Here is a 22,543-nt window from a genome sequence, read left to right on the forward strand (position 1 = left end):
ACGTCCGTGATGGAGGCAAGGAGGTGCTGGATGCGTAGGCTCTGGGCGATCTGCGCGGCGACGACGCTGCTCTCGGCGAGCGCAGCCCTCGCGGTCACCACCGAGGATTTCCTCATCGCCAATACGCAGGACGTGATCGACGTCTGCACGACACCGGAGAGCGATCCGCTGCACGGCCCGGCGATGGGCTTCTGCCACGGCTACCTGGTCGGCGCCTACCAGTACCACGTGGCACTGCACGGCGGTCCGAAGGCGAAGCCGGTCGTCTGCCTGCCCCAGCCGACGCCGACGCGCGCGCAGGCGATCGACGGCTTCATCACCTGGGCGAAGGCGCATCCGGAGTACGCGAACGAGAGACCCGTCGAGGCCCTCGTCAAGTATCTCGTCGAGACCTACCCGTGCCCGCAGGCGACGCCGGCAGCGAACTGAGCGCGGAGGAAGCGATGAAGAGGCTCGTTGGAATTCTCGGGATGGTGGTGCTCCTGGCGACGGCCGGATGCTCGAACATGAGCACGACGCAGCAGCGCACGCTGAGCGGCGGCGCGATCGGCGCCGCGAGCGGCGCGGTGATCGGCGCGATCGCCGGCAACGCGGGCCTCGGCGCCGCGGCCGGCGCCGGCGCGGGTCTGCTCGGCGGCTACCTCTACGACGCGTACGAGAAGTCGCAGGAAGCGCAGTACCAGAAGGGTTACGCGGCCGGTTACCAGAAGGGCGCCGCGCGCTAGCGCGTCGGAGCGGCGGGAGGAGCACCATGGGGATCTTTCATCGCGCGCCGTCGCGGCTTCTCGCGACGCTCGTGCTGCTGTCCGTCGTCGCGGGATGCTCCACCCCGCCGCCACGGCCCACCGCGCCGCAGGCGCCGACCGCGCCCGAGCTGCGCGTCGGCGTGACGCTCGACACGCCGCCGTTCGCCATGCAGCAGGGCACGCAGATGGTCGGCATCGAAGTCGACTTCGCGATGAAGATCGCGGCCGCGATGCGCCGCCCGCTGCGGGTCGTCGCGCTCGAGTGGAACGAGCTGATCCCCGCGCTCGCGAACGGCCAGATCGACATCATCATGTCCGGCATGACGATCACGCGGCTGCGCTCGCTGCGCGTCGCGTTCAGCCAGCCGTACATGGACTCCGGGATGTCCGTGCTGCTGCGCGCGAGCCTCGCCGAGAGCTACCCGACGCCGCAGTCCGTGCTCGCGAGCTCGCTGCGCATCGGCGTCACGCGCGGCACGACCGGCGAGACCTACATCCGCGAGAACTACCGCACCGGCCAGGTCTTCGCGTACGTGAGCAACCGCGACGCGATCGCCGACCTGGTCGCAGGCCGCGTCGACGCGTTCGTCAGCGACGCGCCGGTGGTCGCGTGGTTCGCGGCCGAGAACGAAGGCGACGTGGTGCCGCGCCTGCGTCCGTTCCTCACCCGGGAGCAGATCGGCTGGGGCTTCCGACCGCAGGACGAGGCGCTGCGCGCGCAGGTCGACGATCTGCTCGCGGGCTGGAAGGCCGACGGCACGGTGACGAACGTCATCCAGCGCTGGCTGCCGATGTGGCAGGCGCGCTGACGGAGCACGCCGCGCGCGGCGTCAGCGCGCTCGGCGACACCGGGTCGTTTCGATAGCCCGGCTTCGTTCGGCGACGCCGGCGCGGGGCCTCGGTCGCGCGCTCAGCGGCGGTTGCGCGCCGCCCACGCCGAGCAGAGCTCGCCGTCGATCGCCGCGTCGTCCCACTTCTCGTGCAGCTCGACCTGCACCGAGCCCGTGTGCCCGAGGTCTTGCTTGACGATGCGCGTGAGCCCCTCGAGCACCTTGGCGAAGTGCTCCGGCGGACGGCGGATCCAGCTCACCTGCACGATCACCGGTAGCGAGCTCTCGAGGCCGTCGCGGAACAGCACCGCGTCGCGCAGGAAGACGTAAACCGACTGGCGCGGCGTGCCGAGCTCGCGCTCGAAGAGCTCGGAGGCGAGACGGCTGAACGTCCTGCCCTGCTCGCGGTCGAGCCCCGTCACCCAGAGGTTCGGCATGCGTCTCCCTCGCCGGCCGGTTTCCTCGACCGTCGCGGGAAACGCAAGCCCGCCTCGAACGCTCGCTAGCGCCGGACGCCGTGCACCAGCAGCCAGCGCCACGCCTGGCGGATCGCGCCCGCCGAGCGATCGGCCTCGAACAAGTCCACCCAGGCGCGGTGCAGCTCCTCGCGACGCTCCGGGTCGAGCGACGCCGCGAGCGTGCGCGTCGGACCGTAGGCCTCGACGAAGAGCTCCCACATCGCCTCGCCGGACTCCGCGACCACCGTCAGCACGCGCTCCTCGAAGTCGAGCGCGAAGCTCTCGCCGAGCAGCTTTTCGACGTAGTCGCCGCGTCCCCAGTCGAAGGTGTTGCCGGCGCCCGGCGGCGGCGCCGGCGCGAACGGGCGCATCACCGCGAACATGCGCGCGACGACGCTGTCGGGCGTCCAGCACGCGAGGCCGAGCCGTCCGCCCTTGCGGCACACGCGCGCGAGCTCGCGCGCGACCGCGCCGTGATCCGGCGCGAACTGCGTGCCGATCGCCGAGCAGACGACGTCGAAGCTCGCCGACGGCGCCGACAGCGCTTCCGCGTCGCCGACCTCGAAGCGCGCCATGACGCCTTGCCACACGGCCTTGCTCTTCGCCTTCTCGATCAGCGCCGGCGACAGGTCGATGCCGGTCACGTCGGCGCCGGCCATCGCGGCGCGCAGCGCGACCGCGCCCGTCCCGGTCGCGACGTCGAGCCAGCGCTCGCCCGGACGCGGCTCGAGCCGCGCGAGCAGCACGTCGTGCACGCCGCGCGTCAGCTCGACGATCGGCTCGTAGGGACCCGCGCCCCACATCACGCTCTGACGAGCCTTCAACTCTGCGAACGCCATCTTCGCCTCCTGATTCCCGATGAGACGCAGCGAACGCCCCGCTTTGTTGCGCGGGTGCGCGGCGCCTGCGTTGCACGCGCTTCCCGTGTAGGCTCCGGCGCATGTTCGCAGGCAAGACCCTGATCCCGGGACCACACGGCCAGCTCGAGGCGATCTACCGCCCAACGCGCGACGACGCCGAGCGCGTGGCGCTCGTCCTCCACCCGCACCCGCTCTACGGCGGCACGATGCACAACCCGGTCGTGTTCCACTGCGCGCGGGCGCTCCACGAGGCGGGTTTCGAGACGCTGCGCTTCAACTTTCCGGGCGTCGGCGAGAGCACGGGCGCGCACGGCTACGGCGTCGGCGAGGTCGACGACACGCGCGCCGCGCTCGACTTCCTGCTCGAGCGCCAGCCTGCGGCGCGCGAGGTGGTGGTCGCCGGCTTCTCGTTCGGCGCCGCCGTCGGGACGCGCTTCGGCTGCGCCGACCCGCGCGTGCACCGCCTGATCGCGATCGCGATGCCGGTCACGCACTACGACGTCGGCTACCTCGCCTCGTGCGCGAAGCCGAAGCTCTTCGTGCACGGCGACCGCGACGACGTGGCGCCGCTCGCGGCGCTCGAGAGCTTTCTCACGCAGCAGAGCGTGCCCGCGGCCGAGCTGCACGTCGTGCAGGGCACCGGCCACTTCTTCGAGGACCGGCTCGACGAGCTCCGCAACGCCGTCAAGCGCTTCGTCGGGAGCTGAGCCGGCGTCGCCGCTCAGGACGCGGCGGCCTTGCGCGGCTCGCTCGCGTCGCTTTGCGTGCGGTCCGTCTCGGTCGCGCGCAGGTGCTCGCTGTAGACGACGAACAGGAAGCGCTCGACGCCGTCGATCGCGAGCGCGCTGCGCAGCGAGGGGAAGAGCTCGAACGCGTGCTGCGCGCCGGGGATCTCGGCGTACACCACGTGGTTGTGCGACGCCTCGCGCAGCGCCGCGTAGAAGTGCCGCGCCTCGCCGACCGGCACCAGCGAGTCGCAGTCGCCGTGCACGAGGAAGAACGGCGGCGCCTGTGGCCCGATGCGGTAGAGCGGCGACGCCTGCTCGTAGAGCTCGCGCGCCTCGCTGAGGCGCTTCTTCATCACCCAGCGCGAGAGCAGGCCCGAGAGCCCGTCGTGCGCGTAGACGCCGTTGCGGTTGGTGAAGTCGTAGACGCCGTAGAACGACACGCAGCCCTGCACCGTGGTGTCGACGTCCTCGAAGCCGGGCTGGAACTCGGGCGCGTTCGGGGTGAGCGCGGCGAGCGACGCCAGGTGCCCGCCGGCCGAGCCGCCGGTCACCACGATGAAGTTCGGGTCGGCGCCGTACTCGAGCGCGTGCTCCTTGAGCCAGCGGATTGCGCGCTTGACGTCGACGATGTGGTCCGGGAACGTCGCGCGCGGGCTCAGGCGGTAGTCGATGCTCGCGCACAGCCAGCCGTGCGACGCCATGCGCAGCATCAGCGGGATGCCCTGCTCGTTCTTGCTGCCGAGGATCCAGGCTCCGCCGTGGATCTGCAGCAGGATCGGCCGCAGCCGGCGCGGCTCGGGCTGCGCTTCGCCTCCCGGGCCCGGCGGCGCCTGGCGCGGACGGTAGAGGTCGAGCAGCAGCGGCCGCTTGCCGTTCTCCGCGTACGGGATGTTGCGCAGGCGCTCGACGCGCGGGTCGCGCATCGGGAACGGCAGCAGGATCTCGCGCCAGTCGATGCCGTTCGAGAGCTGCTCCGCGAACTCCGGCAGGATGCGCTCGCGGTAGTTCTCGCCGAGGCCGCGGCGCAGCGCCTGCTCGACCACCTCCTCGGCCTGCGTCGCGCGGCGGTAGAGCAGCGCGAGCGCGGCCCACGACGCAATCGAGATCGCGAGCCCGAGCCGTCCGGGCCACTCGGCGAGCGCGCCGAGATGGATGAACACGCAGGTCGCCAGGACCTGCCAGGCGATGTGGTGCAGCGCGAGCTCGACCGTCAGCCAGCCCGCGAAGAAGCTGATCACCGAGCGCCGCCGATGCTTGAGCATCGGGTTGTACGCGTTGAACGTGAACCAGGCGCCGATCAGGCTGACGACGAGAAACGCGACAGGGATCGTCACGACGCGGCCTCCTCCTCGACGGCGCGCGAGGCGACGAAGAAGCGTCCCTGGGCGCGCGTCAGCTCCTCCTGCGTCTCCGCGAGCGCGATGCTGCCGCTGATGAAGAAGCTGCGGTCGCGCCGCTCGGTGATGCGCCCGCGGATGACGAGTGGCTTGCCGGTCGGAACGGTACGCAGGTAGCGCACCGTCAGCTCGCCGGTCACCACACCCGTCCCCTCCTTGGCGAACGCCGTCATGCACATCGCCTCGTCGAGCAGCGTCGCCTGGATGCCGCCGTGCACGACGCCCGGCGCGCCCGCGAGCACCTCGGGCGCGGTGTATTCGACCTCGACGCCGTCCTCGGTCTCGTAGAACTCGAGGTGCAGGCCGGACGGATTGGCGGACCCGCAGCCGAAGCAGGTGCCGCTGCGGTCCTCGTCGAAACGGATCGGGCGTCGCATGGGATTTCGGCGGGTGAGCGGAGGGTACCGGTCGTGTGCGGACGCGACAACCAGGCGCGACGCGCGCGCGAGCCCGTCAGGTACGGCTTCCGCGCGCGTCACCTGCGACCGTCGCTTCCGTCAGGTGGAGCGGGGTCAGGCACGGCGAGCGCGTGCGGCGGCGCGCAGCGCGGCGATCGCGAGCACGGCGAGAAACGGCACCAGCGAGCGGTTCGTGCCGCGCCCGAACGGCAGGTACGACAAGAAGAAAATCGCCCACAGGTACCAGCCGCCGATCAGGTGCAGCCGCCGCCAGCGCCTGGGGCCGAGCCACGCCGCCGTGACGTCGAACGAGGTCGCCGTCATGGCGGCGAGGAAGACGTACGCGAGCCCGCCGAAGACCAGCGTCGGCGTCGGGATGCCGAAGTCCGGCACGACGCGCGCGAGCCAGACCACCGCGCCCAGGTGCAGCGCGTGCGACACCGCGAACGAGACGCCGAGGTAGCGACGGTTGACCAGCAGGAAGCGCGCTACGGTCGACGGCCAGAGCCACGCCAGCGACGACGCCGCGAAGGCCGCGCCGAACAGCGCGAGCGAGGTCCTGGCGCTCACCCGGACCAGCATGCGGACGCCGTCCTCGCCGGTGCCCTCGAGCGCGAGGATCGCGCCGAAGAGCAGCACGAGCGCGAGTGCGCACCACGCGACCAGCGGCCAGCCGACGCGCAGCGCGCCGGCCGAGGTCGCGGTCTCGTCGCGCGCGGAGAGCGGCTGCGTCGTCACGACGCGACCAGAGCAGGATCGGACGCCGCCGTCCAGCCCGAATCACGTCGGGCGATTCTACGGCCGACGTGCGAGGAACAGGTACTCCTCGCACGGCTCCTCGACGCCGTCCGGGCAGCGCTTTTCGAGCTCCTCGCGCAGCGCGGCGAGAAACGCCGCGTGGTGCGGTCCCGCCAGGCGGCGCAGGAGCTCCGTCGTCGCCACGTAGCCGTGGAACTCCTCCGGCGTGTAGCGCAGGACGCACGGCAGGACGCGCGGCGGATCCGGCTCGAGCGCGCTGCCGGCGAACGGCTCGGGCGGATGCGTGACGTAGACCTCCTCGGGCAGGCGCGGCCCGAAGCGCCCGAGCACCTCGCGGATCAGCCGCGGCGTCTCGGCGTCGCGCGCCGGGTAGCGCCAGAACAGCGCCACGCGTCCGCCGGGTCGAAGCACGCGCGTCATCTCCTCGAGCGCCGGACGCGGCGAGAACCAGTGGAACGCAGTGCCGCAGGTGACGAGCACGACGCTCCCGGCCGCGAGCGGCAGCGCCTCGGCGCGCGCCCGCACGAGCGGCACGCGTCCCCCGAGCAAGCGCGACGCCTCGGCGAGCATCGGCGCCGAGAAGTCCGCGCCGACGACGCGGAAGCCGCGCGCCGCGAGCCGCGTCGCGACCGCGCCCGGTCCGCAGCCGAGGTCGAGTGCGCGCCGCCCGGCGCCGTCGCCGGTCTGCGCGAAGATCGCCTCGTAGAGGGCGTCCGAGTAGTCGCGCCGGTAGCGGGCGTACGTCTTTGCTTGACGACGGAAGTCGACCGGCTCGTCGTCGCGCGCGAGCACGAGCTCGACGGGACGCGGCGCCCCCTCCGCGGCCTCTTCGGCACCCGGTCGACGCGGCGTGGTCATCCTGCCAGACAAGCGTTCGCGGCGGTGCTCGTCAACGTCGACGCCGACGCCGGCACGCCGACGCTCTGCATCCGGCACACTCCGTCTCCTCCGTTGACCCCGTTCGCGAACGGCACTAGCGTCGACCTTGGATCCGCCGCGTCGCGCGGAATCTTCGGGGGGAAACGACGATGGAAGCAGCGCTGCAGCTCGAACCGGCGGTGCAGGAATTCGTTCGCGCACCGTTCCGCAAGATGCTGATCGACGGCAAGTGGGTCGAATCGGCTTCCGGCAAGACGTTCGACACCGTGAACCCCGCGACCGGCGAGGTACTCGCGCGCGTCGCCGAGGGGGACAAGGAGGACGTCGATCGCGCCGTGCGCGCCGCGCGTCGCGCCTTCGAGGCCGGCTGGGGGCAGAGCAAGCCGGCCGAGCGCAGCCGCCTCCTCTGGCGGGTCGCGGAGTTGATCGAGAAGAACGCGCGCGAGCTCGCGCAGCTCGAGACGCTCGACAACGGCAAGTCGATCAACGAGAGCCTGAACGTCGACATCCCCGCCGCGGCCGGCACGTTCCGCTACTACGCAGGCTGGGTCGACAAGGTCTACGGCCAGACGATCCCGTCCGATCCCTCGTTCTTCAACTTCACGCTGCGCGAGCCGGTCGGCGTCTGCGGGCAGATCATCCCGTGGAACTTCCCGCTGCTGATGGCGGCCTGGAAGCTCGGTCCTGCCCTCGCCTGCGGCAACACGGTCGTGCTGAAGCCCGCCGAGCAGACGCCGCTCACCGCGCTGCGCCTCGGCGAGCTCCTGCAAGAAGCCGGCATGCCGGACGGCGTGGTCAACATCGTGCCGGGCTTCGGCCCGACCGCGGGCGGCGCGCTCGTCAAGCATCCGGGCGTCGACAAGATCGCCTTCACCGGCTCGACCGAGGTCGGCAAGGAGATCCACCGCGAGACCGCGAACACGCTGAAGCGCGTCTCGCTCGAGCTCGGCGGCAAGTCGCCGAACATCGTGTTCGCCGACGCCGACGTCGAGGCCGCGGTGAAGGGCGCGCTGATGGGCGTGTTCTTCAACCAGGGCCAGGTGTGCTGCGCGGGCACGCGGCTCTTCGTCGAGCAGAAGATGCACGACGAGTTCGCGCAGGAGCTCGCCAAGTACGCGGGCAGCATGCAGCAGGGCCCGGGGCTCGATCCGAAGACGCAGATCGGACCGCTGGTCAGCGAGGAGCAGCTCCAGCGCGTCACCGGCTACCTCGAGATCGGCAAGAAGGAAGGTGCGAAGCCGCTCGTCGGCGGCGAGCGCGCGACCGGAAGCGGCCTCGAGAAGGGCTACTTCGTCAAGCCGACGGTCTTCACCGGCGTCAAGAACGACATGCGCATCGCGCAGGAAGAGATCTTCGGCCCGGTCGTCTCGGTGATCCCCTTCGAGGACGAGAACGACGCCGTCCTGCAGGGCAACAACACCTTCTACGGGCTCGCCGCCGGCGTCTGGACGCGCGACGTGTCCAAGGCGCACCGCGTGGCGCGCGCGCTGCGCGCCGGCACGGTGTGGGTCAACTGCTACAACGTGTTCGAGCCGTCCGCGCCGTTCGGCGGCTACAAGCAGAGCGGCTACGGACGCGAGCTCGGCAGCTACTCGATCGACCTCTACACGCAGGTCAAGACCGTCTGGATGCGAATTTGAAGAAGCACTCTCCCGGTTTCGAAAAGCTCTGCGACGACGCGCGCTCGCGGATCCAGGAGATCGACGTGCACACCGCCGCGCGCGAGGCGAAGACGCCCGGCGTGCTGCTCGTCGACGTGCGCGAGGAGAGCGAGTGGGCCGCGGGCCACGCGCAAGGCGCGATCCATCTCTCCAAGGGCATCATCGAGCGCGACATCGAGGCGCGCGTCCCCGACAAGGGAACGCGCCTGCTCCTCTACTGCGGCGGCGGCTACCGCTCGGCGCTCGCCGCCGACAACCTGCAGCGCATGGGCTACACCAACGTCGCCTCGGTGGCCGGCGGCTGGCGCGCCTGGAACGAAGCCGGTCTGCCGACCGAGAAGCCCGGCGCGGGGGAGTCGTCGGGCCGCTGATGGTCCGCGGCAGCGGCGGATGATTCGCGTCGCCGAGGCGGCGTGGCTGCTCGAGCTCGGCTCGAGCGCAGCCGTGGTCCGCGCGCACCGCGCCCTGCTCGCGACGCCACGGGCAGGACTGCGCGAGCTCGTGCCCGGCGCCGGCACGCTGCTCGTCGTGCTCGACGACGACACCGGCGATGATGACGACGTGCGCGCGCTCCTCGAGCGCAGCGAGGCCGAGGCGCGCGCCGAGCGCGCCGCGCAGGCTGAGTTCGCGTCACGCGTGCACGAGGTCGCGGTGCGCTACGACGGCGAGGATCTCGCCGACGTCGCGCGCCACGCGGGGCTCTCGGTCGACGAGGTGATCGCGCGCCACACCGCGGCCGAGTACCGCGTCGCCTTCGTCGGCTTCCAGCCGGGCTTCGCCTACCTCGCCGGTCTGCCGCGCGAGCTGCACGTGCCGCGACGCGCGACGCCGCGCCCGCGCGTGCCGCAGGGCAGCGTCGCGATCGGCGGCGAGTGGACCGGCATCTACCCGTCCCCGACGCCGGGCGGCTGGCACATCCTCGGCTCGACCGACGTCGGCCTGTTCGATCCCACCGCCGAGCCGCCCGCCCTGCTGCAGCCCGGCGACCGGGTCCGCTTCGTGGCGCGTTGATGGCGCGGCAGCTCCTCGTCACCAGCCCGGGACCGCGCACCACCGTCGAGGACCTCGGGCGACGCATGGTCGCCCGGCACGGCGTTCCGGCCGGCGGCGCGTTCGACGCGCTGTCGCTCATCGCGGCGAATCGACTCGTCGGCAACCGCGACGACGACGCCGGCCTCGAAGCGACGCTCGGCGGTCCGACGCTGGAGAACACGGGCGACGAGCCCGTCGACGTGGCACTCGTCGGAGCGGACTGCGGCGCGACCATCGTCGGCTCCGCCGGCACGCGACCCGCGCCGACGGGACGCGCGCACCGCCTCGCGCCAGGCGAGTCGCTGCGCATGGGCTTCGCGCGCGACGGCGCGCGTGTGTGGATCGCGCTCGCCGGTGGCGTCGCCGTACCGCCCGTCCTGGGCTCGCGCTCGACGTGCCTCGCCGCCGGCTTCGGCGGCCTCGACGGCCGTCCGCTGCGCCGTGGCGACCTGCTGCCGCTCGGCGCGCCGCGCGGCGACGCGCTCGGCGCGACCTGGTCCGAGCCGGCGCCGACGCCGCCGGTCACGCTGCGCGTCCTGCCGGGTCCGCAGCTCGCGCTCTTTCCGAAGGGCGCGCTCGAGACTTTGTGCTCGACGCCGTGGACCGTGCGCAACGAGTCCGACCGCACCGGCATCCGCCTCGCCCCCGCGGACGGGGCGAACGTCGAGGCGCTGCGCGGCGCCGCGGGCATCGCGCCCGAGGGCACGACGCTCGGCGCCATCCAGGTGCCGCCCGACGGCGGCCCGATCGTCCTCGGCCCCGACCGCCCGGTGACCGGCGGCTACGCCAAGCCCGCGGTGGTGATCGCCGCCGACGTCCGGCTGCTCGCGCGGCTGCGTCCGGGCGACGCGGTCCGCTTCGTGCGCACGACGTTCGACGAGGCGCTCGCCGCGCTGCGCGCGCGCCGGGCGCTGCTCGAGGGGCTCCGCGCATGAGCGAGCTGCCAGGACGTCGCCGCGCGCGCATCGACCTCAACGCGGACGTCGGCGAGGGCTACGCGGACGCCGAGGTGATGCCGTTCGTCACCTCGGCGAACGTCGCCTGCGGCGCGCACGCCGGCGACGCCGCCACCATGCGCGCGACCGTGCTGCTCGCGCGCGCGCACGGCGTCGCGGTCGGCGCGCATCCCGGCTTCCCGGATCGCGCGGGCTTCGGCCGCACGATCACGACGCGCTCGCCCGAAGAGATCGAGCGGCTCGTCGTCGAGCAGGTCGAGCGCCTCGCCGCGATCGCGGCGCGTCAAGGCGTCACGCTCGCGCACGTCAAGCCGCACGGGGCGCTCTACAACCTCGCCGCCGTCGACGACGAGGTCGCCGACGCGGTCGCGCGCGCGACCGCGCGCGTTCTGCCCGGCACCCGTCTCTTCGGCCTCGCGGGCTCGCGCGGGCTCGAGCGAGCCCGCGCCGCAGGGCTCGTCGCGGTCGCCGAGGCCTTCGCCGACCGCGCCTACCTCGAGGACGGTACGCTCGCCCCGCGCACGCTCCCCGGCGCGGTGATCGAGGACCCGCGGCGCACGGCCGAGCGCGCGGTGCGCCTCGCGTGCGAGGGCCGCATCGAGACGCTCGACGGCGACGAGCTCGCGCTCGAGGCCGACACCCTCTGCCTGCACGGCGACACGCCCGGCGCCGGCGCGACCGCGCGCGCCGTGCACGCCGCCCTGCGCGACGCCGGCGTGCAGCTCGTCGCGCCCGAGTGACGCGCTCCGCACGGCGCGCGTGGCAAAATGCCCCGGCGCCGCTGCAACACCTCGATCTCGCGCGAAAAACGGCTTGACCGCCGCGCACCGGCAAGGAACAAAGTTCAGCACCGTACCGCTAGCCAACGACGCCCTCCGCGCGTCGCTCACCGAAAGGACTTCCATGCTTCGCCCTGTGATTTTTTGCTCGACCCTCGCCCTGCTCCTCTCCGTGGCGGACGCTCAGGCAACGCCCAAGAAGCAATGGCCCTGTCCGGACCCGCCGCCGCTGTGCAACGGCGTGCCGGCGACGATCTGCGGCACCAACGCGAGCGAGACCATCCTCGGCACCGCAGGCCCCGACGTGATCGTCGCGGGCGGCGGCAACGACATCGTCCGCGGCCGCGGCGGCGACGACATCATCTGCGGCGGCCCGGGCAAGGATCAGCTGTACGGCCAGAACGGCAACGACGTCCTGATCGGCGACGGCGGCCAGGACGAGCTGTACGGCGGCACCGGCAACGACGTGCTGATCGGCGGCGCCGGTCGCGATTCGCTCTACGGCGGTGCCGGCAACGACATCCTCCGGGGCAAGGCCGGCAAGGATTTCTGCGACGGCGGCAACGGCAAGGCGGACGTCGCCAAGACCTGCGAGACGGTCCACCGCGTCCCGTAACCCTTCTGTCTGCGTCTCGCGGGCGCGCGGCGTCGGCCGCGCGTCCAGCGGCGCGGCCGACTGCGCCGACCCGCGCGCTGCTGCGTGACGCCGCGCCTCCACGGCCGCGGCCGCAGCGCTGCGCGGATCGCCGTCGACGCTACGGCGTCGACGGCGTCGCCTGGGTCGCCTCGGTGAGGTGGATCGATAAGGTGCCGCGGCGTCCCTCGACCAGCAGGCGCACCGGCGCCGGCAGCGCGCCCGGCAGCGGCGGCATCAGCCACGCCGTCACGGCGGTCACGTCGTCGCGCTCCTCGTCGTCCTTCGGCTTCCAGAAGCCGGCGATCGGCTCGAGGCGCGAGCGACACTGGCGCGCGCGCCCGGCGTAGCGATCGTAGCTCGACGGCTCGAGCTCGGTCTCGCCGAGGTCCTCGTAGACGATGTCGTAGCGCCGCAGGCCGTCGTAGACGCGACGCACGCCGGCGCAGCCCTCGCCGCGCGCGAGCTGCTGCGTGAGCGCGGCGATCTCGGTCAGCGGATCGATCGTGCCGACGCGCATCTCGGGCGGCACCTCGTCGCGCACGTAGTCGTCGCCGAGCACGGCGAGGTCGAACGGCGTCACGCTGCCGACCGGCTGGCCGTCCTCGTCGTAGCGCAGGCTCACCTGCTGCACGGTCTCGCGGAACTCGCTGTGGCTGTTGAAGAAGTCGGGCTTGAGCTGCGCGCCGTGGATGCGTCCGTGCACCTCGGAGCGGTAGGTCCAGGGGAACAGGAAGCCGATCGGGCCGACCGTCTCCATGCGCGACTCGAGGTTGTAGACGTCGCGCTCGACGCGGGCGCGCGACGCGATGCGGATCAGCCGCAGCACCGAGTAGTAGACGTCGTAGACCAGCTCCATGCCGGTCGGGCGCGCGGCCTCGATGCTCGCCGCGGCTGGCGAGGTCGCCGCCGCGCTGGCAAGATCCACGGCTGCGATCCCCAGCACGAGCGCTCCGGCGACGGCACCGCCGCGCCACCTCCACCCACGGGTGATGCTCACGCTGAAGAGCATTCCCGGCGGCGCGGCGACGAGCAAGCGGGGTCGCGCATGCGTGGCGGCCCGCATCGCGGAAGCGACCGCGGCGCCGCGGTTCAGGCGCAACGCGAGCGGCGTGCTCGAGCGCGCGCGCCGCGGCTCAGCGCGACGGGCAGAGATCCGCGGCGAGGACGAAGAGCTCCGCGCCTCCTGGACGGCGCTCGCCGAGCAGCACCACGCGCTGCTCGGCACGCGCGCCCGCGAGGCGCGCGAGCACGTCGCGCGCTCCCTGCAGGGTGAGCTTCGCTGGGGCCGGCGGGGGCTCGGCCGTCGTCTCCTCGCTGACCAGCGCGAAGACCCGCCACTCGCTCGCCTGGAACGCGCGCTCGCGTCCCTGCACCGTGATCGCGATCGGCTGCGCCTTCTCCTCGCCGACGGGCGCGTCCGCGAAGTGCCCGACGACGCGCACCAGCTCGCGCGAGGTGACGCGCGACGGCTTGTGCGCCGCGGCCTCGCCCGCGACCAGCGCGAGCGCGAGGACGAGCAGCGCCGCCGCGTGGTGCCGCACGCGTCGCACGTCAGTGCCCGTGCACGTCGAAGCCGCGCGTCGCGGCCTCGCGCACCTCGCTCACCGGGTGCTCGGTGCGGATGCGCCTGAGCAGCGGATCGTCTTCGGGCACGCCCGAGGCGCGCAGCAGCGTGAGCGCGTAGCGCTGCAGCTCGGCGGGCGCGTCGAACGTCAGGCGTGCGAACGACTCCGCGGCGGCCCGCCCACCGATCTGGAAGATCGCGCGTCCGGCCGCCTGGCGAACGTCCCAGCCCGGCGCGGAGAACGCGCGCTCGAGGATCGGCAGGGCGTCCGGCGAGCCGGTCGACGCGAGCGCGTCGATCACCTGCTTGCGCACCTCGGGATCGGGATCGTCGGTGGCGAGACGTCCGGCGCGCTCGATCGCGTCGCGCCCGCCGCGTGCGAGCAGCTCGCGCGCGGCCGCGGCGCGCTGGTCCGGGTTCGCGCTGCCGAGCTCGCGCGCGATCTGCTTCTCGTCGGGCGCGGCGCCGAGGCGACGCAGCGCGCTCCACGCGGCCGCGGTCACCGTCGAGTCGTCCGAGCGCAGCGACGCGATCGGACCGACCATGTCCTCGAGGCCGAGCGTCGCGATCTGGTCGAGCAGGCGCACGCGGATCCGCACCGGCAGGTCGTCGCGCGCCACGGCGGCGGCGAGCCGGCTGCGCTCGCCATCGGCGAGCGGCTCGAGGTCGGGCAGCGTCGCGAGCGCCGCGACGCCGTCCTCGACCACGGCCGGATGGCGCGCGGCGATCTCGTCGAACGCGAGCGCGCGCTCGGCCGCACGGCGCTTCTCGAGGTCGCGCTCCGGCTCGCGGCTCGCGGCGGCGATCCGCTCGACGATGGCGCCCGCCTCGCGCGCCGCCACCTCGTCCTCCGACGCCAGCACCGCCTCGCGTCCCGACGCCTGCAGGTACTCGCCCGGCGGCAGCACGTCGCGCAGGTACGACGTCCGCGCGGCCGGGTTGAGGAACGCGACCACGTGCCGACCGCGCTCGAACACCGGCGGCACCGACGGCAAGCTGCGCAGCTCGACCACGCGCAGCGTCCCGTCGCCCTCCTCGCCCTTGATCGTGCTGGCGACCGAGAGCTCGGCGACCGCGACGCGGCCGCTGTCGTGCTCGACGACGTCGGCGACCCGCGCGACCACCACCGTGCGGGCGCCGCGCAGCAGCGACTGCAGCCGCGGCGGCGTGCTCTCGCTGCGCGGCGCGCCGAGCGCGCTGCCCACGGTCAGCGCCGCGAGCAGGCACGCGGCCGCGAGCAGCGTCGTCCGTGCGGTGCGCGTCATGGCGTGAGCTGCACCCCCGGCGGCGTCCAGCCACCGCCGTCGACGTCGACGAACAGCGGGTTGGTGAACGCCATCGCGAGCAGGCCGTTCTCGCCCAGGTTGCCGTCCATCAGGTCGGCGAGCGTCGCGTTGCCCGACGACCGCAGGTCGTTCGGGATCACCGGGAAGAGCGGCCGCGACACGCCGTCCGTGCCGCGCACGACGGCGAGGATCCACGCGTCCTGCGTGAGCCCGGTGAGGCTCAGCGTGGCGGTGGCCTCGAGGCGCTGCGCGGTCGGGATCGCGGGCACGACGTTGACCGTCGACACCGTGAAGTCGACGCCCGCCTCGAGCACGTAGTCGGGCGTGACGGTGTACGACGCGACGTCGACCAGCCCCACCCCCGACTGACGCTGCTCCACCGAGCGCGTGGTCGCGGAGTTGACGTAGATCTCGATGCGGTCGAACTCGGCCCACACCGGGCTCTGGATCTCGAGCGTCACGTCGACCGCGCCGTCGGTGGTGCGGATCATCGTCGGCAGGCCGAGCTCGAGCCCGCCCAGCTCGCCGGTCGACGCGGCATACGCGGTGAAGCGGACGAACGGCGCGTTGCTGCCGAAGGCGCGGCCGTCGTTGACGTTGCCCGACAGCGTCTCGGCGATGTGCCGGAGCTGGCCCGGATCGTCGGTCGGCGACGCGACGTACGTCCGCGGCGAGCCGGACTGCCCGCTGATGCGCTTGTGCGTGTCGGAGTTCGCGACGCCGGTGCCGATGATCCCCTGGTTCAGCAGGTTGATCCAGTCGCCGAGGTTGCGGCCATAGAAGCTCTCGAAGACCTGCGCACGGCCGGACTCGATCCAGATCTCGAGCGCGTCGAAAGTGTCGGTGAAGTAGTTGGTCACCGACGGATCGAGGCGGCGCACCGAGCCCGGCACCATCGACTGCGGCGGCTCCATGCCGGTGTCGATGGCGAGGCCGGAGTTCCCCTCGAGACCGAAGAAGCTGTGGATGTGGTTGATGTGGACGGTGTCCGGACCCGGGTCCGCGTGCGCCGCGGCGATGATCTCCGCCGGCGTCAAGCTATAATTCCCGTACTGCGGGAAGTCCTGGCCCGGAGGCGCCGCCCCGCCGTGGTCGACCGAGCCGCCGTTCACGAGCGACGGGTCGATGGTCATCGGCCAGGCGTTGAAGTGGCCGTAGTCGAAGGTCGTGATCTCGCCCGCCGGCGCGACCGAGATCAGGTCCGAGACGCCGAGCGCCGCGATCGTCGGCTCGAAGTCCTGGCGCGACTCGTGGTCGGACGGCGTGAAGAAGTCCACGCCCTCGGCGAGCATCGACACCACGCGCTCGATCTTGGTCACCTTGCCGTCCGGGCTGTCGATCGAGTGCACGTGGAAGTCGGCCGAGATGAAGCCCGACGAGTCGATGACGCGCGCGATCTGCAGCGTCTCGGAGGTGGTCGAGGACGCGACCACGTTCACGATCGCGCTCGAGATCGAGTACTCCGGACCGTGCGAGGCGACGATCTGGTAGGTGCCCGGCTCGAGCGCGAGCGGGCCCGAGTCGCCGTCCGGGCCGACGAACGCGACCTGCGTGAGGCCGAACGGCAGGCCGTCCTCGCCGACGTCGCGGAACACGCCGGTGCGGTTGTTGATCAGCCCGAGGATGCTCTGGGTGTTGACGAAGTTCGGGCTCGGGTCGAAGCCCACCACCGAGACCTTCGCCGCGATCGGATCGCCGTTCTCGTCGATCACGTTGACGTGCAGCGTGCCGGTCGCCGGCAGCGCGAGGTCGACCGTCGAGGTCTGGTACGGCACGACGGTCACCGGATTCTGCGCCGGCGAGCTGCCGCCGCCCTGGTAGGGCCAGCCGTCGAGCGCGGCGACGACGTTGTAGTTGCCCGGCGGCACCGTCAGCGAGTAGCGCCCGAGCTCGTCGGTCACGGCCTGCGTGACCACGTTGCGCGTGAGCGGCGCGCCGAGCGCGAGCCCCGGACCTTCCGCCGGGTTGCCGAGCACCGACACGCGGACGCCCGCCATGGGCGAGCCGCCCGCGAGCACCGTGCCCTCGATCGTGCCGGTGGCGATGTACTGGAACTCGTTGCGCGCGTCGAAGATCGACGACACGGAGCCGTCGCCGACGACGAAGTAGCGCGTGAAGGTGATGCTGTCGCCCGGGTTGCCGAGCGCCGCGAGCGGGAAGTTCTGCCCCGCGACGCCGATCAGCGCGAACACCGTCTCGATGCCGAGCAGCGGCACCGTGACGCCCGCGGTCGAGAACGACGACGAGCCCGGCACGTCGTGCACATAGCCGTAGGACACGCCCGTCCCTTCGCCGAAGCCGCCGTAGGCGATGACGTTGCACGGGTTCGTGGCGTTCACCGGGCAGCTCGCGGCGACGAGCGGCTCACCGAAGCCGTAGCCCGGCTGGAACGTCTCGATCTGGCCCGAGCCGCCGATGTACTCGCCGAAGAAGATGTTGAACCCCGAGCCGCTGACGTTCTGCACCGTCGTGTCGACGCGCACCCAGTTGCGCCCCGGCTCGAGCACGTAGTCGGTGACGATCTCGACCGGCAGGTCCGTGTCGTTGGCGCTCACCGGGAACGGGAAGCCGAAGTCCGCCACGACCGAGCTCGGGTTGACGAAGTCGAGCAGGTCGTCGACGCCGGTCGCGCGCAGGATCGCCGGCTGACCGTTGCTGCCGTCGTTGATGATCGTGAGGTCCGTGTAGTGCGCGGTGTTCTCGATGTTGATCGCCGTCGCCCACTCCTCGAAGTTGTCGCGGTCCGGATCGCCCGGCGTGCGCACCAGGTCGGCGTCGATGATCTGGCCGCCGAACTGGCCGACGTTGAGGAGGTTGCGCTGCGGGCTCTGCACGACGACGCGGATCTTGTCGTTCGCGAGCAGGTAGTCGCCGACGCGGCAGCGGCTGAGCGGACCCTTGACGCACTCGGAGTCGTCCGTGATTTGCTTGACGATCGCGGCGCCGCCGGGACCGCGGCCGTACTCCGCGACCAGCAGACGGTCGACGCCGTCGTCGTGGCTCCCGAGCAGGCAGCCGACGAGCTGGTTGCTGGTCGTCACGCCGGTGCACGGCGTCGCGAAGGCCATCGACGCGACGGTCGCGTCGGAGCACTTGGCGGCGATCTTCGCCGCCGCGGCGGCGCGCACCTTGGCGAGCTGCGCGTTCGTCTGCGCGTCGCAGTCGGTGTCGGCGGGCAGCTTGCCCTTCGCGACCTTGTCCTTGCACTGCCGCAGCAGGTCGTGCTTGCGGAACGCGAAGCGCTCGGCCTGCACGGCCGCCGTCTTCTGACACTCGCGCTGCGCGCCGTTCACCGCGCCCATCGCGTCGAACAGCGTGTCGATGAGACGCAGCGCCTGCTCCTCGTGCACCTCGACCTGACAGGAGGCGAGCTCCCCGACGCTCGTGCTGCCGTAGCAGGCGTCACCGAACACGAGCCCCGTCACCACCGGGTCGGTGCAGCGGCGCGCGATCGCGGGCGCGACGCGGCTTCGTGCGCGCGAGATCGCATTCGCCGTCCGCGACTCGATCGTGCAGTCCGCGCCCGGCGGCAGCGCGCCGCGCGCGATCCGGTCCTTGCACTTGCGCAGCGCGCGCGAGACGGAACGGAAGAAGGTGCGCCCCTGCTTCGCGACCTCGCTCTGGCAAGCCTGCTGTGGCTTGTCGAGCACGGCGTCGGCCGGCGCGGCGAGCAACAGGGAGAGCGCAACCAGGAGGACGGGGGTGAACGAGGCTCGACGGGAGCTGAGGATCGGCATCTCGGGGTGTCCTTCTGTAGGCCGCCGCGCGGGTGCGCGTCGGTCACGGGATGGTCATCGAGGTGTAACGAGGGCGTCACCCTTTCCAATCCGGCACGTCGCTGTCAAGCAGGTGCGACAGCACCAGCTGTGATAGGACGGCCGAAGGGAGCGTTGGGAATGACGAAGGAGCCACGTGCGGGAGGCGGTCTCTCCGCCCTGCGCTACACGCTCGCCAAGGCGCGCGAGGCGGGCGGCGTCGTGCGCCTGACGCGACGCCTCGCGGCGCACAACGCGTGCAAGACGTGCGCGGTCGGCATGGGCGGTCAGCGCGGCGGCATGCGCAACGAGGCCGGCAGCTTCCCCGAGGTGTGCAAGAAGTCGGTGCAGGCGCAGGCGGCCGACATGCAGCCGCCGATCGACGAGGCGTTCTTCGCGACCCGCACGGTCGCCGACCTCGAGCGCATGACGGGACGCGAGCTCGAGCACGCCGGGCGGCTCGGCTTCCCCGTGCTCTGGCGTGCGGGAGAGCAGCACTACCGCCGCTGCACCTGGGACGAAGCCTACCGCATCGCCGCCGACGCGATGCGCGCCGCCCCGCCCGAGCGAACGTTCTTCTACTCTTCGGGCCGCAGCAGCAACGAGGCGGCGTTCCTGCTGCAGTGCGTGGCGCGCGTCTTCGGCACGAACAACGTCAACAACTGCTCGTACTACTGCCACCAGGCGTCGGGCGTCGCCCTGCAGCGCGCGATCGGCACCGGCACCGCGACCATCGGCCTCGACGACCTCGACCGCGCCGACCTCGCCGTCGTGATCGGCGCGAACCCCGCGTCGAACCACCCGCGCCTGATCACCAAGCTGATCGAGCTGCGCCGCCGCCGCGGCAAGGTGATCGTGATCAACCCGCTGCGCGAGCTCGGTCTGGTGCGCTTTCGCGTGCCGTCGGACTGGCGCAGCATGCTGTTCGGCTCGGAGGTCTCGGACCTCTACCTGCAGCCGCACGTCGGCAGCGACATCGCCCTGCTGAAGCTCCTGCTGAAGGACGTCGTCGAGCGCGGTCAGGCCGACGTCGAGTTCCTCGCGGGTCACGTCGAGGGCTGGGACGCCGTCGACGCGGACGTGCGCGCGACCTCGCGCGAGGCGTTGCTCGCAGCGTGCGGCGTACCGGACGAGCAGGTGCGCGCCGCGGTCGACGCGCTCGTCGCGTCGCGCGCGACGGTGTTCGCGTGGGCGATGGGCATCACGCAGCACGCGCACGGCGTCGACAACGTGCAGGCGATCGTGAACCTGGCGCTCGCGCGCGGCATGCTCGGACGCCCGGGCGCGGGGCTGCTGCCGATCCGCGGCCACAGCAACGTGCAGGGCGTGGGCTCGGTCGGCGTGAGCCCGCGCTTGAAGGACGAGTTCGTGCGCCATCTCGAGGAGCTCTACGGCATCACCGTGCCGCGCTCGGAGGGCATGCACACGCTCGCCTCCGTCGAGGCCGCCGCGCGCGGCGAGATCGACTTCGCGCTGCTGCTCGGCGGCAACCTGTTCGCTGCGTCGCCCGACCGCGCGTTCACCGGCGCCGCGCTGCAGCGGATCGGCACGACGGTCTACGTCACCACCAAGCTCAACGAGGGCCACGTGCACGGCCGCGGCCGCACGTGCCTTCTCCTGCCGGCGCTGGCACGCGACGAGGAGCGCCAGTGCACGACGCAGGAGAGCATGTTCAACTACGTGCGCGTCTCCGACGGCGGCGCCGAGCCGGCGTCGAGCGAGATGCGCTCCGAGGTCGAGATCATCGCGACGCTCGCCGGCATGGCGCTGCCGCAGGGACCGATCGACTTCGGAAGCCTTCGCGACCACGATGCGATCCGCGCCGCGATCGCGCGCGTCGTGCCGGGCTACGAGAGGGTCGCCGAGGTCGAGCGCTCGCGCGCGGAGTTCGAGATCCCGGGACGCCGTCTGCGCTCGCCGTCGTTCGCGACGCCGACCGGCAAGGCGCGCGCCGCCGTCACGCCGGTGCCCGACTTCCCGCTGCGCGACGGCGAGCTGCGCCTCATGACCCTGCGCTCCGAGGGACAGTTCAACACCGTGGTCTACGAGGACGAGGACCTCTACCGCGGCAACGAGCGACGCGACGTGGTGATGATGAACGAGGACGACGCGCGCGCTCGCGGGCTCGTCCGCAACCAGCGCGTGCGCGTGCACAACGCGACCGGCTCGCTCGAGGCGCTGGTGCGCTTCGCGCCGCTGCCGCCGGGCAACATGGCGATGTACTACCCGGAGGCGAACGTGCTGATCCCGCGCACCATCGACCCGGCGTCGGCGACGCCGGTGTTCAAGTCGGTCGCCGCGGCCGTGACGCCGCTGTAAGCCGCCGCCGCGACCGCTTCACGACCGCGCCCTTCGCGCTCGCGCCGCGCGCCGAGGCGTTCGTCGCAGGCCCGCCCTTCACCAGCGCGCGCTCCGAGAGACCGCGTCCTCCGCGCCGCGCTCAGCGCTCCGGCGGCGCGAGGTCCTCGACCTGCGCGCCGGCGTTGGCCGCGGCGAGGTCGGAGAGCCCGACCCCGAGCACCTCGCGGAACGTCCGGTCGGCGGCGAGGATCGCCTCGGTGCGCTCGCGCGCGCGGGCGATGGACTCGGGATCGTCCGGATCGACGCTCTCGCGCTCGCCGTCGCGCGCCGCGCGGCGCACGCTCACGGGAAGCCGAGCGCGGTGAACCGCCACAGGAACTCGCAGTCGACGATGCCGAGCACCGTCTTGTCGATGCCGATGTCGTAGAGCCGCTTGATGTCGGGGATCGCGACCACCTGCACCGTCGCGCCCTTCGGCAGCGCGTTGAACAGCTCGAGCAGGCCGGCGATGACGTCGTTCGCGAACTCCTCGTCGGTCGGGATGTCCTCGATCGAGTCGCGGCAGACGTCGTTGCCGCCGAGCAGCACCGTCGCGTAGGTGATGCCGCGCCAGCGTGCTTGACGCGCCTGATCGACCAGGCTGCGCACGCGCGCGCCGTTGCGCGCGACGACGATGTTGCGCCGTCCCGAGTCGCCGAAGTTCGCCGAGATGCGCTGGTTGTGCGACTTGACGTTCGGCAGGTTGAGCAGGCGCTCGAGGAAGCCGCGGTAGCCGCTCGACCAGCTCTGGCTCAGGTTGTCGGCCGGCAGCGTGGCGTCGAACGCGCGCGTGATCGAGTCGCCGATCGCGAGCATCCGCGTCGGCGGACGCTGCCCCGGCTGCAGGGACTGCGCATGCGCGGTCGCGCTCGCGACGGCGACGCAGGCCAGAATCGTGATCGAAGCAAGCTTTGCTCTCATGTGCGGCTCCTGGGCCATGTTGTGCGGCGCCGCCCGGGGGTGCAAGTCTCATTCCCCGGCACGGCAGCTGCGATGTCGCAGCGACGGAGGTTCGGGTGGAGACCTGGGAGCTGATCGCACGCGAGGAGATCCGCGAGCTGGTCGCGGCCTACGCGCACCTCGCCGACGGCGGCCGCTTCGACGAGCTGGTCGCGCTGTTCGCCGACGACGCCGTGCTAAAAGCCGGCGATGCGGACGAAGTCCGCGGCCGCGCCGCGCTGCGCGCCTTCTTCACCGGCACCGGATCGAACTTGCGCGAGAAGACGCAGGCCGCGCTGATCCGCCACCACGTCTCGAACCTGCGCATCGAGGTCGACGGCCCCGACGCCGCGCGCGGGACCAGCTACTTCTTCGTCGTCACCGAGCGCGGCCCCGACCACTGGGGCCGCTACCGCGACGAGTACGTCCGCCGCGACGGGCGCTGGCTGTTCCGCTACCGGCGCGCGCGGCTCGACGGCTTCGCGCCGGATTCGTGGACGGCGCGCCGCCGCGCGCGCGAGACCTGAGCCGGAGCGTCG

24 protein-coding genes are annotated in these 22,543 nt (G+C 72.3%); 12 read left to right on the plus strand and 12 right to left on the minus strand.

The features are described from left to right. The first annotated feature begins 30 nt into the window (after window positions 1-30). From VIS07_00145 to VIS07_00155, 3 genes are read left to right on the plus strand one after another with little or no spacing between them, the layout of a single operon-like run. Window positions 31-429, plus strand: coding sequence for a Rap1a/Tai family immunity protein (locus VIS07_00145; protein ID HEY8513903.1), 399 nt, complete (start codon window positions 31-33; stop codon window positions 427-429). Window positions 430-443: 14 nt separating this feature from the next. Then, entirely contained in the window at window positions 444-725 is a 282-nt protein-coding gene (locus VIS07_00150) for a glycine zipper family protein (protein HEY8513904.1), read from the plus strand. 26 nt (window positions 726-751) lie between these two features. Then, window positions 752-1,555: an ABC transporter substrate-binding protein gene (locus tag VIS07_00155; GenBank protein ID HEY8513905.1), complete on the plus strand. Its 804-nt coding sequence runs from the start codon at window positions 752-754 to the stop codon at window positions 1,553-1,555. A 101-nt stretch (window positions 1,556-1,656) separates the two neighbouring features. Here VIS07_00155 and VIS07_00160 read toward each other — a convergent pair whose 3' ends face one another. Both VIS07_00160 and VIS07_00165 read right to left on the minus strand, forming a co-directional pair. Further along, window positions 1,657-2,013 carry a hypothetical protein gene (locus VIS07_00160; protein ID HEY8513906.1) on the minus strand — a complete coding sequence of 119 codons (357 nt, stop codon included), beginning with the start codon at window positions 2,011-2,013 and terminating at the stop codon, window positions 1,657-1,659. 65 nt (window positions 2,014-2,078) lie between these two features. Continuing rightward, window positions 2,079-2,873 (minus strand): class I SAM-dependent methyltransferase, encoded by a 795-nt coding sequence (locus VIS07_00165; GenBank protein HEY8513907.1) that lies wholly within the window; start codon window positions 2,871-2,873, stop codon window positions 2,079-2,081. A gap of 101 nt (window positions 2,874-2,974) precedes the next feature. On the opposite strand from VIS07_00165, the gene VIS07_00170 reads away from it, so the two are divergent. Continuing rightward, window positions 2,975-3,601, plus strand: coding sequence for an alpha/beta fold hydrolase (locus VIS07_00170; GenBank protein ID HEY8513908.1), 627 nt, complete (start codon window positions 2,975-2,977; stop codon window positions 3,599-3,601). 14 nt (window positions 3,602-3,615) lie between these two features. On the opposite strand, the gene VIS07_00175 is transcribed toward VIS07_00170, so the two are convergent. The 4 genes from VIS07_00175 to VIS07_00190 all read right to left on the minus strand — a co-directional run bounded on the left by VIS07_00175 (window position 3,616) and on the right by VIS07_00190 (window position 7,034). Further along, window positions 3,616-4,956 carry an alpha/beta hydrolase gene (locus VIS07_00175; protein ID HEY8513909.1) on the minus strand — a complete coding sequence of 447 codons (1,341 nt, stop codon included), beginning with the start codon at window positions 4,954-4,956 and terminating at the stop codon, window positions 3,616-3,618. Further along, entirely contained in the window at window positions 4,953-5,396 is a 444-nt protein-coding gene (locus VIS07_00180; protein HEY8513910.1) for a PaaI family thioesterase, read from the minus strand. Before VIS07_00180 ends, VIS07_00175 begins: the two co-directional genes overlap by 4 nt. Before the next feature lie 135 nt (window positions 5,397-5,531). Beyond that, window positions 5,532-6,155 (minus strand): hypothetical protein, encoded by a 624-nt coding sequence (locus tag VIS07_00185; GenBank protein HEY8513911.1) that lies wholly within the window; start codon window positions 6,153-6,155, stop codon window positions 5,532-5,534. 57 nt (window positions 6,156-6,212) lie between these two features. Next, window positions 6,213-7,034: a class I SAM-dependent methyltransferase gene (locus VIS07_00190; GenBank protein ID HEY8513912.1), complete on the minus strand. Its 822-nt coding sequence runs from the start codon at window positions 7,032-7,034 to the stop codon at window positions 6,213-6,215. 170 nt (window positions 7,035-7,204) lie between these two features. Between VIS07_00190 and VIS07_00195 the strand changes: the two genes are divergently transcribed. The 6 genes from VIS07_00195 (at window position 7,205) to VIS07_00220 (ending at window position 12,099) form a co-directional block, all read left to right on the plus strand. After that, complete coding sequence (locus tag VIS07_00195; GenBank protein HEY8513913.1) at window positions 7,205-8,695, plus strand: aldehyde dehydrogenase family protein; 1,491 nt, start codon at window positions 7,205-7,207, stop codon at window positions 8,693-8,695. Further along, on the plus strand, window positions 8,692-9,087 hold the full coding sequence (locus VIS07_00200) for a rhodanese-like domain-containing protein (GenBank protein HEY8513914.1): 396 nt from the start codon (window positions 8,692-8,694) through the stop codon (window positions 9,085-9,087). Before VIS07_00195 ends, VIS07_00200 begins: the two co-directional genes overlap by 4 nt. A 19-nt stretch (window positions 9,088-9,106) precedes the next feature. After that, window positions 9,107-9,727 (plus strand): 5-oxoprolinase subunit PxpB, encoded by a 621-nt coding sequence (pxpB, locus tag VIS07_00205; protein HEY8513915.1) that lies wholly within the window; start codon window positions 9,107-9,109, stop codon window positions 9,725-9,727. Continuing rightward, window positions 9,727-10,683: a biotin-dependent carboxyltransferase family protein gene (locus VIS07_00210; protein ID HEY8513916.1), complete on the plus strand. Its 957-nt coding sequence runs from the start codon at window positions 9,727-9,729 to the stop codon at window positions 10,681-10,683. The genes pxpB and VIS07_00210 overlap by 1 nt, the downstream gene beginning before the upstream one ends. Continuing rightward, complete coding sequence (locus VIS07_00215) at window positions 10,680-11,444, plus strand: 5-oxoprolinase subunit PxpA (protein ID HEY8513917.1); 765 nt, start codon at window positions 10,680-10,682, stop codon at window positions 11,442-11,444. The genes VIS07_00210 and VIS07_00215 overlap by 4 nt, the downstream gene beginning before the upstream one ends. A gap of 163 nt (window positions 11,445-11,607) precedes the next feature. Further along, complete coding sequence (locus tag VIS07_00220; protein HEY8513918.1) at window positions 11,608-12,099, plus strand: calcium-binding protein; 492 nt, start codon at window positions 11,608-11,610, stop codon at window positions 12,097-12,099. A 139-nt stretch (window positions 12,100-12,238) separates the two neighbouring features. On the opposite strand, the gene VIS07_00225 is transcribed toward VIS07_00220, so the two are convergent. From VIS07_00225 to VIS07_00240, 4 genes are all read right to left on the minus strand, one after another. Continuing rightward, entirely contained in the window at window positions 12,239-13,045 is an 807-nt protein-coding gene (locus VIS07_00225; protein ID HEY8513919.1) for a DUF3108 domain-containing protein, read from the minus strand. A 208-nt stretch (window positions 13,046-13,253) separates the two neighbouring features. Further along, window positions 13,254-13,661, minus strand: a complete 408-nt coding sequence (locus VIS07_00230) for a hypothetical protein (protein ID HEY8513920.1) — start codon at window positions 13,659-13,661, stop codon at window positions 13,254-13,256. Between the two features lie 10 nt (window positions 13,662-13,671). Further along, window positions 13,672-14,949 (minus strand): HEAT repeat domain-containing protein, encoded by a 1,278-nt coding sequence (locus VIS07_00235; GenBank protein ID HEY8513921.1) that lies wholly within the window; start codon window positions 14,947-14,949, stop codon window positions 13,672-13,674. Further along, a complete protein-coding gene (locus tag VIS07_00240; GenBank protein ID HEY8513922.1) occupies window positions 14,946-18,707 on the minus strand; it encodes a CehA/McbA family metallohydrolase in 3,762 nt (1,253 codons plus the stop codon). Before VIS07_00240 ends, VIS07_00235 begins: the two co-directional genes overlap by 4 nt. 159 nt (window positions 18,708-18,866) lie before the next feature. On the opposite strand from VIS07_00240, the gene VIS07_00245 reads away from it, so the two are divergent. Next, window positions 18,867-21,044 (plus strand): FdhF/YdeP family oxidoreductase, encoded by a 2,178-nt coding sequence (locus VIS07_00245; GenBank protein HEY8513923.1) that lies wholly within the window; start codon window positions 18,867-18,869, stop codon window positions 21,042-21,044. A gap of 121 nt (window positions 21,045-21,165) precedes the next feature. Here the strand turns inward: VIS07_00245 and VIS07_00250 are convergent, their stop codons facing one another. Both VIS07_00250 and VIS07_00255 read right to left on the minus strand, forming a co-directional pair. Then, on the minus strand, window positions 21,166-21,372 hold the full coding sequence (locus VIS07_00250) for a hypothetical protein (protein HEY8513924.1): 207 nt from the start codon (window positions 21,370-21,372) through the stop codon (window positions 21,166-21,168). Beyond that, on the minus strand, window positions 21,369-21,986 hold the full coding sequence (locus tag VIS07_00255; protein HEY8513925.1) for an SGNH/GDSL hydrolase family protein: 618 nt from the start codon (window positions 21,984-21,986) through the stop codon (window positions 21,369-21,371). Before VIS07_00255 ends, VIS07_00250 begins: the two co-directional genes overlap by 4 nt. Window positions 21,987-22,081: 95 nt before the next feature. Here VIS07_00255 and VIS07_00260 point away from each other — a divergent pair, with 95 nt between their 5' ends. After that, window positions 22,082-22,531, plus strand: coding sequence for a nuclear transport factor 2 family protein (locus tag VIS07_00260; protein ID HEY8513926.1), 450 nt, complete (start codon window positions 22,082-22,084; stop codon window positions 22,529-22,531). The last annotated feature ends 12 nt before the right edge of the window (window positions 22,532-22,543 follow it).

This window comes from Candidatus Binatia bacterium, assembly GCA_036563615.1.
Classification (GTDB): domain Bacteria; phylum Desulfobacterota; class Binatia; order UBA12015; family UBA12015; genus DATCMB01.